A 14,118-nucleotide genomic window follows, 5' to 3' on the forward strand; every position below is an offset into this window, starting at 1 on the left:
AAAAGTATATTTTTTATATACTTTTTTTAACAAAAGAGTTGTTGAGTGGCGGGGAACTGATGCTTATTCTGCTAAAAGTTTCTCATAGAGCGGCCAGAGCACTGTCAAGTCGTCATCTGATTGGGCTTCGGGATAATGCTCATCATGTAAATTACGGATTTCAACAGCTTGCCCTTGCTCATTCTTTACGACAGCGGCACGAAGTTCCTCAGTTCCATCATAATAAATGCCCACGCCAGCAAGCTCACCATCGCGGATAATTTCACTGACGATGTACTTTCTTGTATTGTCCCCCTTGTGGGCACTGTGACCACTGTAAATGCTGTTTCCTTTGTGATAGTGTCTTTCCATAATCGTAGAACACCGAAAGGATCAAATTTGTTGTATTTTTCTATTTTCTATCCTGATGAGATTGGAAATAATTTTTACCGACCCATTACGAATGCAGGACAAAGAATCATTATTTCATTGCGGATTTGTTGTATTTGTTGCGATAGGCCAAAGGAGAGAGGCCGGTAACTTTGCGAAATATTTCCCTAAAGGCTTTTGAATCGGAATAGCCTACTTCGTACATGACTTCGTTCACTGTTTTTCCGGAGATTTCCAGTTCTTTTTTTGCAGATTCAATTTTGACCCTTTGGAGATATTCAATTGGTGTATTACCTGTAGCTTTTATAAATCGCCGGTCGAAGTTCCGTCGGCCAATGGTAAATCGTTCTGAAAGTTGTTGAATGGAAATCTTCTGGGCGAAATTATGCTCAATATACTCCTGAGCTTTGATGATCATTTCATCGCCATGCCTTTTTTGACCATTAAAGATAACGAAATCAGATTGTTGTTGCCGGTCAAGGTCAATCTGGAATATCTTGGAACAATAGATTGCCGTCTTTCGATCATAATACTTTTCAACTAGATAAATGAGCAGGTGCAGAAATGAATATCCACCACCATTGGTACAAATGCCTTCTTCATCTGTTATAATTCGGTCGGTCTTCATGATGACATTGGGAAATAACTGTTTGAAATTTGTTTCGGCGCTCCAATGGATTGAACAGTTTTTCTTTTCTAAAAGACCTGTTGAGGCAAGGATATAGGCTCCGGTACACATGCTGGCAACCTGAGCTCCATTGCGATATTGTTTACATATCCAGTCTATAAATGGTCTGTTTTCGGTGTTTAATACAGTGAAGTCTGGGGCAACGGCGGGAATTACAATCAGATCTGTCCGCTGGACGGCAGTAATTTCTTTCTGCGGCATTACAGCGAGTAAACCATTCAGGAAAACGGATTGTCTGGAAAGTCCGACGAGTTCAATTTCAAATACCGTTTTATCATGATGTTGTTGGTAGTACCTATTGGCTTCGGTAAAGATATGATAAGTGCCAATAATGCATGAAAGTGTATTTGGGCCAGTCTGAACTTCAGGTACCAAAATTGTTAAGTGTTTCATCTTTCTTGGTTTAAAATTGAATGATCCGATGTGTGGTGTATTATTCAAATATAAGGAAATGTGTTGTCCAAATCAACCGCTCAGAATGTCTATTTGGCACCCTATTTTAAATCTTAAATGTCTATAACTTTGACTTATTCTAGTGGAGGCTGGATATTTAAGTGGTTGAAAAATAAATATTAACAAAAAAATAGAGGATGGAAAAAAAAGATTTTACAACCGATATAATCGTTGAAGCGAAGCCGCAACAGGTATTTGACGCGATTATCAATGTTCGTGGCTGGTGGTCAGAAAACATTGAAGGCGGCACAGCACTACATGATGTATTTTCTTATCACTACCAGGATATACACGAGTGTAAAGTAAAGCTCGTTGAAGTGCAGAGCAATGTCAAAGTTGTATTGCGGGTGTTGGAGAACGATTTCAAATTTACGACCGATAAACAGGAATGGGTGGAGAGCTATGTGATCTTTGATATCATTGATCTCGGCGGTAAGACGCAATTAAAATTTACTCATCAGGGGCTGGTGCCTGATATGGAATGTTATGATGTCTGTCAGGCTGCATGGACATATTATATCCAAGAAAGTCTGCAGCAATTGATTCTAACAGGACAGGGGCTTGCTACGCCCAAAGAGAACATATTGTCCTTAGCGGAAATTAGGGAGCAATTGTTGGCAAAACAAAAGGGTAAAAGTATTTATCATAGATTATTGATTAAAACACCAGTTGAAAAAGTATACTGGGCAATCACTACTCAGGAAGGGCTGGCGGGCTGGTGGACGCCCGATACCATTGCAGCACCGGAAATAGGAAGCATCTTGCGGTTTGGCTTTGGCCCTGATTATTTCAAAAAAATGGAAGTCCTTGCATTATATCCTTATGCACTTGTCGCATGGCAATGTAAGGAGGGCTTTGAGGAATGGATAGGAACAACACTGACATTTGAATTGATTCCACATCAGAAAGGCTGTACGCTCTTGTTCCATCATGACGGTTGGGCTAAATATAGTGAGGAATTTGCCTCCTGTAGCTATGATTGGGCGCTTTTCTTTAGGAGCCTGAAATTTTTGTGTGAAACAGGAAAAGGTTTTCCTTATCCTGAATTCAATAAATAAAGCAGAATCGTTTTCACGGATTCAGATAAGGGGCTTGGTTAAATTTCGCTCCCTATATGTGCATTGACCTATTGAGGAAAGTGCTCGAAATATTTAAGCGAGATGCAGGTGCAAAACAGTCCCAATTATATCTTTATAATTGGGACTACCATATGGAGCAGGAGACGTTTCTCTCTGCAGCTCGGTGCAAAATACGACTGGAAGTGCACAGCGGAACCGGTGAATACCGGATTGCTCCATAGACGATCCCTGTTCGATCAACTGTTCATACTTGGAAATTGAATAGTTCACGGATTATTTGAAGTTCCGGTCTATGATCTCGAGGCTGTCTTTTGGAAAACGGTTTTTTAACCAAAGACGCAATTTTATTTGTTGTATTTCAGCTAAAGGAACTTTCGATGAATAAATAAAGGCAACCATATTTGCTAAACTATCCTTTTTTGCATAGTACTGTTGTTGTCCTATGCTATAGGACTGTAGTTCGGGGAAAAGTACTGCTAAGTCGTTAGCTAATTGTGGGCTTGCGACCTGATATTTAGCAAGCTCATTGTTGAGTGCCCGGATGGTTAAATCCTTATCATTCACAGCAGCACTTCGTTTGTCGATTTCACTGAGGATTGTGGTTTTCAGATCGAGGCTATCCTGACGGATGATCAGGTCGGTATGCGTGATGCCAAATGACTCCATGGATTTTTTTAATGCAGCAATTTCCTGGTCACTAAATTTCTTTGCTAAGAAGGCTAGCTCCAAACGTTTCGGCTTGGTGAGCAATTTTTCATAGACGACCGTGTAACCTTTATCACTAAATTGTTGTTGAACAAATTGTTTAACCTTATTCGTGTATTTCTTCTCTTGTAGCAGATTATAGGCGAAGTATAAGCTTGGTATTACCAAGGCCAGAATAATCAGGGTGACGCTCTGACTTATTCTTTTTTCCCTTTTTGGATCAACATAATGTTTCTTGGGATATCTGAGGTACTTTACGATCGTAAATGTCGCTATACATATAAATACACAATTGATAATGTAGAGGAATAAAGCCCCAGCAAAATAACTTAGGTTGCCGATCGCCAGTCCATAGCCTGCGGTACAGAGCGGCGGCATCAGCGCTGTCGCAATAGCCACCCCGGGTATTGGATTACCTTTATCTACCCGCGTTATGGCGATAACACCGACTAATCCCCCAAAAAGTGCAATAAGTACATCATAGATATTGGGTGAAGTGCGGGCGAGCAATTCGGATTGCGCTTCTTTAAATGGGCTTAGAAGAAAATAGAAATAGGATACAACCAGACTGATCAGGGTTGCGATCAATAGATTCTTAATGGATTTCTTTAAGAGCTGAAAATCAAATGTACCCAGCGCAAAGCCGGCGCCCACAATCGGGCCCATGAGTGGGGAAATAAGCATCGCACCAATAATTACCGCTGTTGAATTGACATTGAGACCAACAGAAGCAATCACAATGGCACATGCCAAGATCCATGCATTGGCGCCACGGAATGAAATGTTGCTGATCACATTATCAAGAACGGCCTCTTTTCGTTCCTCTCCCGGGTGCAGATCAAAAAATCGGAGCATCTTATTCATAACAAATTGTTTTCTCTATGCGAATATACATATGTTTTAATTCGTGAGATGTATCAGATTGATATTTGATAAAAGCAAAGGCCAGCCCATCAATAAATGGGCTGGCCTTTGTTGGATGGTATAATCTTCGAAATTTAATTTTCAAGCTGTTCTTTACGCTTTCGTTTAAAGGCTGAATATACGATAATGACGCTGATTGTCATTAGAATAAACGCGAGAAAAAAGGGCGCGCCCGAGAATTTGAATGGGGCATTGTCATGTGTAAAAAAGTAAAACAGATTGGTCATCATCGGAGGGCCAATAATCGATGTGGCACTCATTAAACTGGTTAATGCTCCCTGAAGTTCGCCCTGTTCATTTGATGGGACATTTTTGGTAATGACAGATTGCAGTGCAGGACCACATATTCCACCCAGGCAATAAGGGATAAGAAAGACAAACATCATCCAGCCCTGATTGGCAAATGCAAACAATAATAACCCTATCGCATAAAATATCAACCCATAATAAATGCTTTTTTGCTCACCGAGTTTTGGTGTGGTCCAACGGATCAAGACTCCTTGTACCAGACCAATCAAAAGACCGATGACGCCAAGTGAGATACCAACCATTCTTTCGGTCCAATCAAATTTGTATATGGTAAAGAAATTCCAGTTGCTCTGTACGGCATGGCCTGCAATATAGATTAGGATCAATGCTACGATCAAACCAGAAATCTCGGGGTGTTTTCCCAGAAAGCGAAAGGATCCGATGGGGTTAGCACGTTTCCAGTCAAAAGCCCGTCGCTTATCCTTATCCAGACTTTCGGGCAGAATAAAATACCCATACAGAAAATTTAACAGACATAAGCCTGCCGCTGCGTAAAAAGGAACCCGCGCGCCATAATGGCCAAGCAATCCGCCGATTACGGGGCCAATAATAAAGCCCAAGCCGAAGGCAGCGCCAATTAATCCGAAGTTTTTGGCCCGATCCTCATCGGTAGAAATATCCGCAATATAAGCGCTGGCAGTCGTGAAACTTGCTCCGGTCAATCCTGCAATAACCCGTCCCAAGAATAGCCAACCTATAGAAGGGGCGAGGGCCAGAAAAATGTAGTCTACTGCAAAACCGAACAACGATATCAAAATAATCGGTCTTCGTCCATATTTGTCACTCAGATTACCCACTACAGGTGAGAATATAAACTGTGTGAAAGCATAAGCAAAACCCAGCCAGCCACCATATTTTGCAGCTTCACTGATGTCGCTGTGGATCAGTTCTTCAATCAACTTGGGGACCACTGGAATGATAATACCCCATCCTGTGATATCAATAAGTAAAGTGATAAATATAAAGCCTATGGCGGCCTTTTTCTTGGAGTTGTCAATCATGGCCTAAAAATAGAAAATTCCTGAAAAATATATCTATATTTTAAAAGGTTAATTTGTGGTAAACTATCGGGCTAATTGAGAAAATTGCCCGATCATGCCACTGTTCATGTTGTGAGTCTCGAATCTGCCGGATAAAATAAATTTGTATTGACCCTGTTTTCAGCGCCTAAATAGCGCGACAAACAGCATGATGTCGTATGGGGAAGTTACAGGAATTGGCGATAAAGCAAAGTTGATTTGCTTCTAGATGTAGTGATGTCGCCAACGCTATTTTATCAGGATCCGAAATAATGACTTCTGGAAACAGATCAACCTGCACAAATCTACCACTGGCATCAGAACGAGTTTCTAAAACTGCCTCTGCATTGTCCGTATAAGAAATCACGTCGATGTTATTTTTGGAACATACATAGAGATAAGACATCATATGACAGGAAACAAGGCTACTTAGGAAAAGATCTTCGGGGTTGTGTAATGTTGGATCACCTTTGAAGGCTTTTGCTGCCGAAACCTGCAAATCCGGCTTGCCCTGGATGGAAATCCGATGACTCTTGTGGTATATTTTGGATAACGATGCCGACTGTTCCTGGCGAAACCAGGTTAAACCAGCCTTAAAGTAATGTTTGAAACTCATGCAATGAATTTAGCATTTTTTATTAATTTCTACTTTTTAATACCAACTTTATGTTCGAACAAAAGAAATATAATCCGTGTTGATAGGTTCAAGTCCATTTCTTCTCATTTCGGAAGCTATTTGTGCTCTATGATAGGTGCCATGATTAAACACATGTAAAAGGATATCTCCAAACGAATTTTGGAACTGCTCATGCTTTGTATTGGTATAGGATATAGTTTTTGCTATCTCAGCCTCCTGAGCGAGGACTTTTGCTTTAAATCCCGAAGAGGCGAGTCCATGATAGTGTTCACATGTTGACAAACTGTGCTCATCCCAAACTCCTACGGGTGGTTTTTCTCCATCCAACCGGTATAACCATATCAGTTGCGCATTCACTATATGACTGAATAGCCGTAGACAAACCGGGGGAGTTTTTTCAACTTCCTGTTTCATTTTTTCGATGAGCAGGTTATTCGCCCAATCGTTATATAACCATAATTGTACTAACGGGCTTGACATCTCTGATTACTTAATTGCGGTAATAAATATACGTAAATTACCTATGTAAATGTGGATTGAAACGTCAATTTTATTGCTGATCGGGTAAGTGCGGTCTGTTCATAAATGAACATGTGATGTCAGTTGATTAAGGAATGAATGATAGGTGGAATGATTATCTTTGTAGATAATTAATGGATGCTGGATGAATAATAAAAGAGTTTATAGGGTCATAGGATACAATGTCATGTATGTTGTATCCAGTCTATTGTTGTATTATCGATTCGAAATGAAATCGACAGGGCTCAGCTTTTGTGTTATTGGTTTGACCCTGATCAATTTATATTATTTCCTGGAATGGAAAAAAGATGCAAAAAAAAGGGAGTTTATACAAAAATATAAAGCAGTTCATCAGCGCTCATTGAGTAAAGGGACGATAAATTACAAAGAGACATATACAGTAAGTCAAAGTATATTAGCGATGATGATTTTTGGATCAATTATTTGCTTTTCGGGAATTGGTATGTTGTACGAGAAATCAATCTTTGGAGTTTTCATCTTATTGCTTGGCGGGCATTTTTTGCTGACTCCATTTAGCACGAAAACAATCATCAAGTTGGCTCCCAACGGGATATACATGAGTGATTATCAATTTGTCTTTGTCAATGATATCCAGGAGATCAATTTTAAACGCTACCCTGGAAAGAGCAAAAGTGAAATGCTTCTGAAGATAAAGGATCCCGCTTTATATAACTTAGAAGATTCACATATCGCCGTTCCAATAGGTGCTGATATGAAAGAAATTAAGCAATTGATTGCCGTCATGAAAAAATTATTTCCCCATACACGGATATCTCAGGATATTTAAATATTCAATTGATTGAAATAAATTTACTATTTTTAATAATTATCTGATTAATAGACTTAAAGCTGAGCTTGATGAGAACTTCTTTACGGTGTTTATCCTTATTTTTGCTACTTCCTATTTTGACCTTTGCTCAGGGTCATTACATAATTAGAGGTAAAGTAGATCAATTGGAAGATGGCAGTAAGCTTTTTCTGGTTTATAACAATGATGGTGTTTCGTTTGTCGATTCAACAGCAGCCAAAGATGGGCGTTTTACCTTTAAGGGGCAGCTCGGGTATCCGGTTTATTCTACACTTTATCTCCATAAAAATCCCTATAGAACCAAGTTGCAGCCCAATGAAAAGCTGGACTACATCCGCTTTTATTTAGAGGCTGCTCAGATTGGTATGAACGCGAAGGATTCACTAAAAAATATTGTGTGGAATGGTTCCAAGCTCAATACGGAAAATGTGGAGCTCCAAGAGATGAAAAAAACTGTTGACAATAAATTTGACGCATTAAATAAAGAATTTGCCAAACTTCCACCAGAACAACAGAAAGATTCTGTCATATTTGCCCAGTTTGTCATGCGTGAAAAGAATCTTATGGATGAAAATTACAGTGTCTATCTGGATTTTGCTAGAAGCCATCCTGATTCATACATCAGTGTAATTGGTTTAAGTTTTGTTGCCGGTCAGGAGAAATTTTATGCATCGGCTAAGTCAGCGTATGATGGTCTTTCGAATAGGCTAAAAGAAAGTCCGTTGGGAAAGGTAATTCCGTTGCAGTTACAAGCCCAGTTCAAGACCAAAGTCGGGCAGCAGGCGCCAGACCTAACGCTCAACAACCCGGCGGGGAAGGCCATCAAAATTTCGGACTATTTGGGAAAGTACTTATTGTTAGATTTTTGGGCGAGTTGGTGTGGCCCTTGTCGTGCAGAAAATCCCAACCTGGTAAAAGCTTATCAAAAATATCATGATAAAGGATTTGAGATATTGGGAATCTCCCTGGACGATGCTGCACGGAAAGATGCTTGGGTCGAAGCCATAAAGAAAGACAACCTATTATGGCCTCAGGTTTCTGATCTAAAAGGCTGGGATAGTCTCGCTGCAAAAATTTATGGAATCAATGCTATTCCGGCCAGTTTTCTGCTCGATCCAGAAGGAAGAATAATTGCCCGTGACCTAAGGGGGGACGATTTGCATGATCTACTAAAAAAGATCTTTATAGACCGATCGAATCCGTAAGAACGCCATATTTTAATCCAAATATCCCCTTCAACAGACCTTTTCTAAAATGGATTTTTGTTCCAAAAATAAGTGCGAAAAATTGCCTACAATTGGAAGCTATTTTCTATCTTGCGCCTTTAATTAAAGATCACATGGCTATACGATATTCGGGCTCTAGGTGGGTTTAACTGAACGCTTGATACTTAAAAAAATTACTTTTCATTTGTATCTTATTTTAATACAATTGGTAGGATAAGGGCGTCAGGTCGTTGGAAGAGAGACTGATTATTTTTGTTTTTGATATTATTCGACTTATTTGATGGATGTTTTTTTTGAATTTCTAAATAACCTCACAAATCCGGATTGGATTGTTTCTCATGGCGGTTTATACCTTTTATTATTTATTATTTTTGCTGAAACGGGTATACTTATTGGATTTTTTCTTCCCGGAGACCCTATTCTTTTCATTGCTGGCATGATAGTTTCCAATATGAGCATTCCACCTTCGGAGCAGATACCGACTTTATTGTATTGGATTGTGCTTGTGTCCTTAGCTGCAATTTTGGGTAATTTTGTAGGATATTGGTGTGGGAAGGTTTTTGGAAAGAGAATTATGAGCATGGAGGATAGCTGGTTTTTCAAAAAGAGCTACATCTTTAAAGCACAGGAATTTTACGAAAAAAGGGGGGGCGGTGCCATTGTTCTTGCAAGGTTTCTTCCTATTGTTCGTACTTTTGCGCCCATTGTCGCCGGTATTGTTGGAATGGAATTCAGAAAATTTGTGTTGTACAATGTGATTGGCGCAATTGTCTGGTCAGGAAGCCTGGTTACCCTGGGTTACTTGTTGGGCGAGAATGTATGGGTGAAGGAAAATCTGGAGCTTGTTATTATCGTTATTGTATTAATTGCAACTGCGCCGGTCATTGTAAAAGCATTTACTTCGAAAGATAAAGCAAAGATTGCACAATAAGAATTGGCCCGCATCTTCTTAATCCAAAGGAAGAAGATGTTCAATGAAGCGTGACAACGGCGGAGTATTGTCATGGTAATTCAATAAATAAGATAGGGTGAAATAGATATCCTACGGATTTTTGAACAGGTTTCAAGGAAATTATTATCTACATTATTACTAATTTCATCTGTGTTTTAAACATTTTTTTTTACGAAAAAGAAATGTTTTACAGTATTTTTCCGTAGATTTACAGCATTATTGCGCAGCACCCTACAGTATACCTATCATAAATGGCTACAAATCAACAGATTAGTGGCCATTTTTCTTTTATTACGCTATGCGGAGTTTATGGTTGATTCATCTGCTAATTCGCCTGACATATTGCATAAAGTAACAATAGGTTATTTTATCCCTTTTTACTATTCAAATTTATAACAATAATTTATAATATTCCTTCTTTTGAGAAAATTTATTATTCAAATAGAGGATAGTACTGGTATTTTCTTATAGGAATGAAAAAATATCATAACTATAGTTATAAAGTTCAAACACGTAATTTGGTTTTGTATAAAACTGTGGCCAGAGGCGCTCAAAAGTATTTTTATTATTTTTTTTTAATTTTGACATAAAAGGGAAATTTTATTTTTTTATATTTGTACATCAATACGACGTTTTTACTTATTCAGTTTTAATGCGCAATCTGAATAAGCTTTTAAATAGGGGGTATTTCCCTATAAAATGTAAATTTGATATGTATACTGTAGGTAGGTGTATAATTTAACAGTGGTAGCTGTAGGGGCTGCCACTGTTGTTTATAATCGCGGTTTATTGGCCTTCCTATTTTCTTTTCTTCGCCAGATGTTTCGTCATCCCAGATGTTTTTTGTTAAAATTGGATTTTTCCAGACTGGCTTGTTTTGTGCTATTCCAATGACATGCTGAATAATTTCTTCTAAATGGCTTGCCGAAGAGATAACGATCTGATTTTTACTTTATATTTATGGTATTATTATGAATACCTAAAAAACTATCTATGAAAATTAATGATCACATTGATTTTGCGACAGCAAGTTTCAAAGAATTTGAGAATATTGCTGGCCTTGATATGGTGGATACTGCAAAGTATTTCAGTTCCTATATCAATTATATGAAAGAAAATCAACATCTTAACTTTAGGTTTGTAACACAGGGCTGCGGTCCGACTGCTATAGTTAGCTCAGCATTTTTAGAGAAACCAACGGAATGCATTAGTCTTGTGTCAAACGATTATCTTAATTTTTCCCAACATCCCAAAGTAAAAGCCGCAGCCATAGCTGGAATAGAAAAATATGGTACTGGAGCCGGTGCATCACCGTTGATAGGAGGACACCATGAATATCATGTCGCACTGGAAGATAAGATTTGTAAATTTTTCAATCGTCCGGAAGGATCGAGTATCGTTTTTACAACTGGATATACTGCAAATAGCGCTACGTTACTGAGCTTATTGAAACAGGAAGACTGTGCTATTGTTGATATGGAAGTACATGCTAGCGTCTATGAGGGTTTATTGAATACAAATGTCAAACGCTTTCCCCATAATAGTATGATTCATCTTGAACGTGCATTGGCTGACGCGGAGAATAAGTTCAGAACCAAACTGTTGATCATTGATGGTGTCTATTCCCAAAATGGTGATTTAGCGACAATGGATGAAATTTATGAATTAACAAGGAAGTATGGTGCCTATTTAATGGTGGATGATGCGCATGGCATAGGGGTGATGGGCGATACCGGTAGAGGGGTCATGGAAGTCTATAATCTTCTGGACAAAGTCGATATCATTGCCGGTACCTTGAGTAAGGCATTCGGTCATATCGGCGGTTTTATAGTTTCCACGCCAGAAATCATCAATTACCTTCGGTATCAGTCCAGGCAACAAGTATTTTCTTCTACGTCAACACCGGCAAGTTTTGGTCTATTGAAGGCCATTGATTTAATTGATGAAGAACCTTACTGGCGGACAAGGCTTAGGGATAATATAAACTATTTTAAGAATGGATTGCTTGCTTTGGGTGTCGATATTGGGGCATCATCTTCGCCAATCATTCCAATCAAGATTGGTGATCCAATCCGTACCGCACAGATATCGCGTATGTTATTACAACGTGGTGTTTATGCCAATTGCATTGTCTATCCCGGTGTGGCAAAAAAGGATGCCCGTATCCGTACAAGCCTGATGGCCACTCATACCAAAGAACATTTGGATAAAGTATTAAATACTTTGGCGGATATCAGTAAGCTCGTAAGTTTAAAAAAGTCAAGATAAATAAATCTTATACTATTTAAATATTTATTATATTGATCTGAATACTTAATTTTAGGGTTCAGATCAATACCATATCAATAACGCATGCGTAAAACTTATAAAGGAGAAAAGAATGATAAAGAACGTACCATGAACAAACTTATTTTGTCTGTTGGTAAGGTTCTTCGGGATAAGGGGTATACCGGATTAACAATTGCTAATATTTCTAAAACAGCAGGTGTTGATAGGAAGCTCATTTCGCTTTATTTCGGTTCCGTTGAAAATTTAGTGGAAACGTACATCAGGAGTAAAGACTACTGGGTAGCTGCTACGCTAGGTGCCGTTGAATATTTTGGTACTGCCCCAACCGAGGGGTCAAAAGGTTTTCTCGAATCATTGCTGCTCAATCAGATGGATAGCTTTCTGGAGAACACTGAAATGCAGAAAGCCGTTCTTTGGCAGATCAGTGAAAAGTCTGAAATTATGTCGCAGATCACAAGGGAACGAGAAAAGATGAGCGCTTTGTTTTTCGCCTTCGCCGATCGGGAAATGGAGGGTAAAAATGTCGATTTGCGGGCTATCAGTAGTATTCTTACCGCGGGGATCTATTATTTGGTACTTCATTCCATCAATACAGACAGCACCTTCTGTGAGATTGAACTGAACGCAGATGGTTTGGACAGAATTCGCAATGCGGTTAAAACAATTCTCTCTTGGGCCTATGGAGAAAATGAAAAAGATCGGATTGAAAGTGGAGACAAAGTATAGCACTGCCAATCTGTCCCTAATAGAAAAGGGACTCGATTGATAAGCACTTCTATTGTCACGGTGTTATCACTATTCTCTTTAGGAAGCGATCTTGTTGGTCATGTCCATTTTTTTGGCATATCATTCGCCGGTTTAGATTTAAATAATTTAAAACATGGCAAAGAGGTTATTGCTTATATTCATGCTGTTTGTAGTTGCTGATGTTTATTTCTTTCAGGCATTTACAACTGTTATTCATACCGCATTTTTACATAAGGTTTATTGGTATTTGGATTTATTGTTGCTTATCGGGTTATTTGCCCTGATTATTCTTCGGCAACAAGGGAAAGATATTCAACAATTGGCTGGAAATCTGGTTACATCTTTTTTAATTGTATTTATTCCCAAATTACCGGCGTTTCCAATCTTATTGACTGAAGATTTGTTCCGGGTATTGCAGAATTTTCCACCACGAAATACGTATTTGAGCGAATTTGTACTCGCATTGGCGCTAATAATGGTTTTAATTATTGCTTTTGGCCTTACCAGAGGGCGGTATTTATATCGGGTAAGAGAGGAAGTTTTGAGTTTTTCGGACCTGCCCGATGCGTTTGATGGATTTAAGATCACACAGATCTCGGATATACATTCCGGGAGTTTATCCAACATAAAGGCTGTCCGAAAAGGGATTGCATTGGCGAATGCGCAACAGAGTGATCTGCTTCTGTTTACGGGAGATCTTGTGAATAACAAAGCGGCTGAGATGGAATCCTGGATCTCGGATTTTACTTCATTAAAAGCTCCTTTTGGCAAATTTTCTGTACTCGGAAATCATGATTACGGAGATTATACCGCCTGGGATAGTGCTGCGTTAAAGGCGTCTAATCTTGTCAGGTTGAAACAAATTCATCAGGAGATGGGATTTAAGCTGTTATTGAACGAATCTATTACTATTCAGAAAAAGGGTTCAAGCATTGCATTGATCGGTGTGGAAAATTGGGGAAAGGGTGGTTTCCATCAATATGGGGATCTAAGCAAAGCGACATCTGGGCTGTCGACGGACTCCTTTAATATATTGATGTCACATGATCCGTCACATTGGGATCATGTGACCTTAGATCACGACAAACACGTGCACCTGACATTGGCGGGGCATACCCATGGGATGCAATTTGGGATAGAGTTATTTGGATTTAAATGGAGCCCGATACAATATTTCTACGAACAGTGGGCGGGCTTATATCAAAAACAAGGTAAATATTTGTATGTTAACCGGGGTTTTGGTTATCATGGATTCAAAGGTAGGATCGGTGTATGGCCAGAAATTACTGTTATCACGCTGAAAAAATCGGGTTTATAGTTTTCGGGTACTGCGGTGACGATGTTGTCCGAGGGTTAGGTTGGCCAATATTTTT

Annotated in this window: 13 protein-coding genes; 7 read left to right on the forward strand and 6 right to left on the reverse strand. The window is 39.1% G+C overall.

What is annotated here, in order from left to right; genetic code table 11:
* Positions 1-63: 63 nt before the first annotated feature.
* Together ABDW32_RS03420 and ABDW32_RS03425 are read right to left on the reverse strand one after the other, a co-directional pair.
* Entirely contained in the window at positions 64-351 is a 288-nt protein-coding gene (locus ABDW32_RS03420; protein WP_343559340.1) for a hypothetical protein, read from the reverse strand.
* Between the two features lie 109 nt (positions 352-460).
* Positions 461-1,450 (reverse strand): helix-turn-helix domain-containing protein, encoded by a 990-nt coding sequence (locus ABDW32_RS03425; RefSeq protein ID WP_343559343.1) that lies wholly within the window; start codon positions 1,448-1,450, stop codon positions 461-463.
* Between the two features lie 197 nt (positions 1,451-1,647).
* On the opposite strand from ABDW32_RS03425, the gene ABDW32_RS03430 reads away from it, so the two are divergent.
* The gene (locus tag ABDW32_RS03430; protein WP_343559346.1) at positions 1,648-2,568 is read left to right on the forward strand and encodes an SRPBCC domain-containing protein; all 921 of its coding nucleotides are present in this window, start codon (positions 1,648-1,650) and stop codon (positions 2,566-2,568) included.
* A gap of 294 nt (positions 2,569-2,862) precedes the next feature.
* On the opposite strand, the gene ABDW32_RS03435 is transcribed toward ABDW32_RS03430, so the two are convergent.
* The 4 genes from ABDW32_RS03435 to ABDW32_RS03450 all read right to left on the reverse strand — a co-directional run bounded on the left by ABDW32_RS03435 (position 2,863) and on the right by ABDW32_RS03450 (position 6,663).
* Positions 2,863-4,158: a DUF389 domain-containing protein gene (locus ABDW32_RS03435; RefSeq protein ID WP_343559349.1), complete on the reverse strand. Its 1,296-nt coding sequence runs from the start codon at positions 4,156-4,158 to the stop codon at positions 2,863-2,865.
* A gap of 134 nt (positions 4,159-4,292) precedes the next feature.
* Positions 4,293-5,528 carry a TCR/Tet family MFS transporter gene (locus ABDW32_RS03440; protein WP_077433191.1) on the reverse strand — a complete coding sequence of 412 codons (1,236 nt, stop codon included), beginning with the start codon at positions 5,526-5,528 and terminating at the stop codon, positions 4,293-4,295.
* 166 nt (positions 5,529-5,694) lie between these two features.
* Positions 5,695-6,162 (reverse strand): OsmC family protein, encoded by a 468-nt coding sequence (locus ABDW32_RS03445; RefSeq protein ID WP_343559354.1) that lies wholly within the window; start codon positions 6,160-6,162, stop codon positions 5,695-5,697.
* Positions 6,163-6,210: 48 nt separating this feature from the next.
* A complete protein-coding gene (locus tag ABDW32_RS03450) occupies positions 6,211-6,663 on the reverse strand; it encodes a DinB family protein (protein ID WP_343559356.1) in 453 nt (150 codons plus the stop codon).
* Between the two features lie 184 nt (positions 6,664-6,847).
* Between ABDW32_RS03450 and ABDW32_RS03455 the strand changes: the two genes are divergently transcribed.
* The 6 genes from ABDW32_RS03455 (at position 6,848) to ABDW32_RS03480 (ending at position 14,063) form a co-directional block, all read left to right on the forward strand.
* The gene (locus tag ABDW32_RS03455; RefSeq protein ID WP_343559358.1) at positions 6,848-7,510 is read left to right on the forward strand and encodes a hypothetical protein; all 663 of its coding nucleotides are present in this window, start codon (positions 6,848-6,850) and stop codon (positions 7,508-7,510) included.
* A 71-nt stretch (positions 7,511-7,581) separates the two neighbouring features.
* Entirely contained in the window at positions 7,582-8,736 is a 1,155-nt protein-coding gene (locus ABDW32_RS03460) for an AhpC/TSA family protein (RefSeq protein WP_343559360.1), read from the forward strand.
* Between the two features lie 301 nt (positions 8,737-9,037).
* The gene (locus ABDW32_RS03465) at positions 9,038-9,688 is read left to right on the forward strand and encodes a VTT domain-containing protein (protein ID WP_343559363.1); all 651 of its coding nucleotides are present in this window, start codon (positions 9,038-9,040) and stop codon (positions 9,686-9,688) included.
* Between the two features lie 1,014 nt (positions 9,689-10,702).
* Positions 10,703-11,977 carry an aminotransferase class I/II-fold pyridoxal phosphate-dependent enzyme gene (locus tag ABDW32_RS03470; RefSeq protein ID WP_343559364.1) on the forward strand — a complete coding sequence of 425 codons (1,275 nt, stop codon included), beginning with the start codon at positions 10,703-10,705 and terminating at the stop codon, positions 11,975-11,977.
* Positions 11,978-12,061: 84 nt separating this feature from the next.
* Positions 12,062-12,724: a TetR/AcrR family transcriptional regulator gene (locus ABDW32_RS03475; protein ID WP_077433207.1), complete on the forward strand. Its 663-nt coding sequence runs from the start codon at positions 12,062-12,064 to the stop codon at positions 12,722-12,724.
* Between the two features lie 154 nt (positions 12,725-12,878).
* Complete coding sequence (locus tag ABDW32_RS03480) at positions 12,879-14,063, forward strand: metallophosphoesterase (protein ID WP_343559365.1); 1,185 nt, start codon at positions 12,879-12,881, stop codon at positions 14,061-14,063.
* Positions 14,064-14,118: the final 55 nt, after the last annotated feature.

The organism is Sphingobacterium sp., from assembly GCF_039596235.1.
In the GTDB taxonomy this organism is placed as follows: Bacteria; Bacteroidota; Bacteroidia; order Sphingobacteriales; family Sphingobacteriaceae; genus Sphingobacterium.

Coding starts and splice junctions, on each gene's coding strand:
- ABDW32_RS03420 (WP_343559340.1), bottom strand. CDS start 351: ATGGAAAGACACTATCACAAAGGAAACAGCATTTACAGTGGTCACAGT.
- ABDW32_RS03425 (WP_343559343.1), bottom strand. CDS start 1,450: ATGAAACACTTAACAATTTTGGTACCTGAAGTTCAGACTGGCCCAAAT.
- ABDW32_RS03430 (WP_343559346.1), top strand. CDS start 1,648: ATGGAAAAAAAAGATTTTACAACCGATATAATCGTTGAAGCGAAGCCG.
- ABDW32_RS03435 (WP_343559349.1), bottom strand. CDS start 4,158: ATGAATAAGATGCTCCGATTTTTTGATCTGCACCCGGGAGAGGAACGA.
- ABDW32_RS03440 (WP_077433191.1), bottom strand. CDS start 5,528: ATGATTGACAACTCCAAGAAAAAGGCCGCCATAGGCTTTATATTTATC.
- ABDW32_RS03445 (WP_343559354.1), bottom strand. CDS start 6,162: ATGAGTTTCAAACATTACTTTAAGGCTGGTTTAACCTGGTTTCGCCAG.
- ABDW32_RS03450 (WP_343559356.1), bottom strand. CDS start 6,663: ATGTCAAGCCCGTTAGTACAATTATGGTTATATAACGATTGGGCGAAT.
- ABDW32_RS03455 (WP_343559358.1), top strand. CDS start 6,848: ATGAATAATAAAAGAGTTTATAGGGTCATAGGATACAATGTCATGTAT.
- ABDW32_RS03460 (WP_343559360.1), top strand. CDS start 7,582: ATGAGAACTTCTTTACGGTGTTTATCCTTATTTTTGCTACTTCCTATT.
- ABDW32_RS03465 (WP_343559363.1), top strand. CDS start 9,038: ATGGATGTTTTTTTTGAATTTCTAAATAACCTCACAAATCCGGATTGG.
- ABDW32_RS03470 (WP_343559364.1), top strand. CDS start 10,703: ATGAAAATTAATGATCACATTGATTTTGCGACAGCAAGTTTCAAAGAA.
- ABDW32_RS03475 (WP_077433207.1), top strand. CDS start 12,062: ATGCGTAAAACTTATAAAGGAGAAAAGAATGATAAAGAACGTACCATG.
- ABDW32_RS03480 (WP_343559365.1), top strand. CDS start 12,879: ATGGCAAAGAGGTTATTGCTTATATTCATGCTGTTTGTAGTTGCTGAT.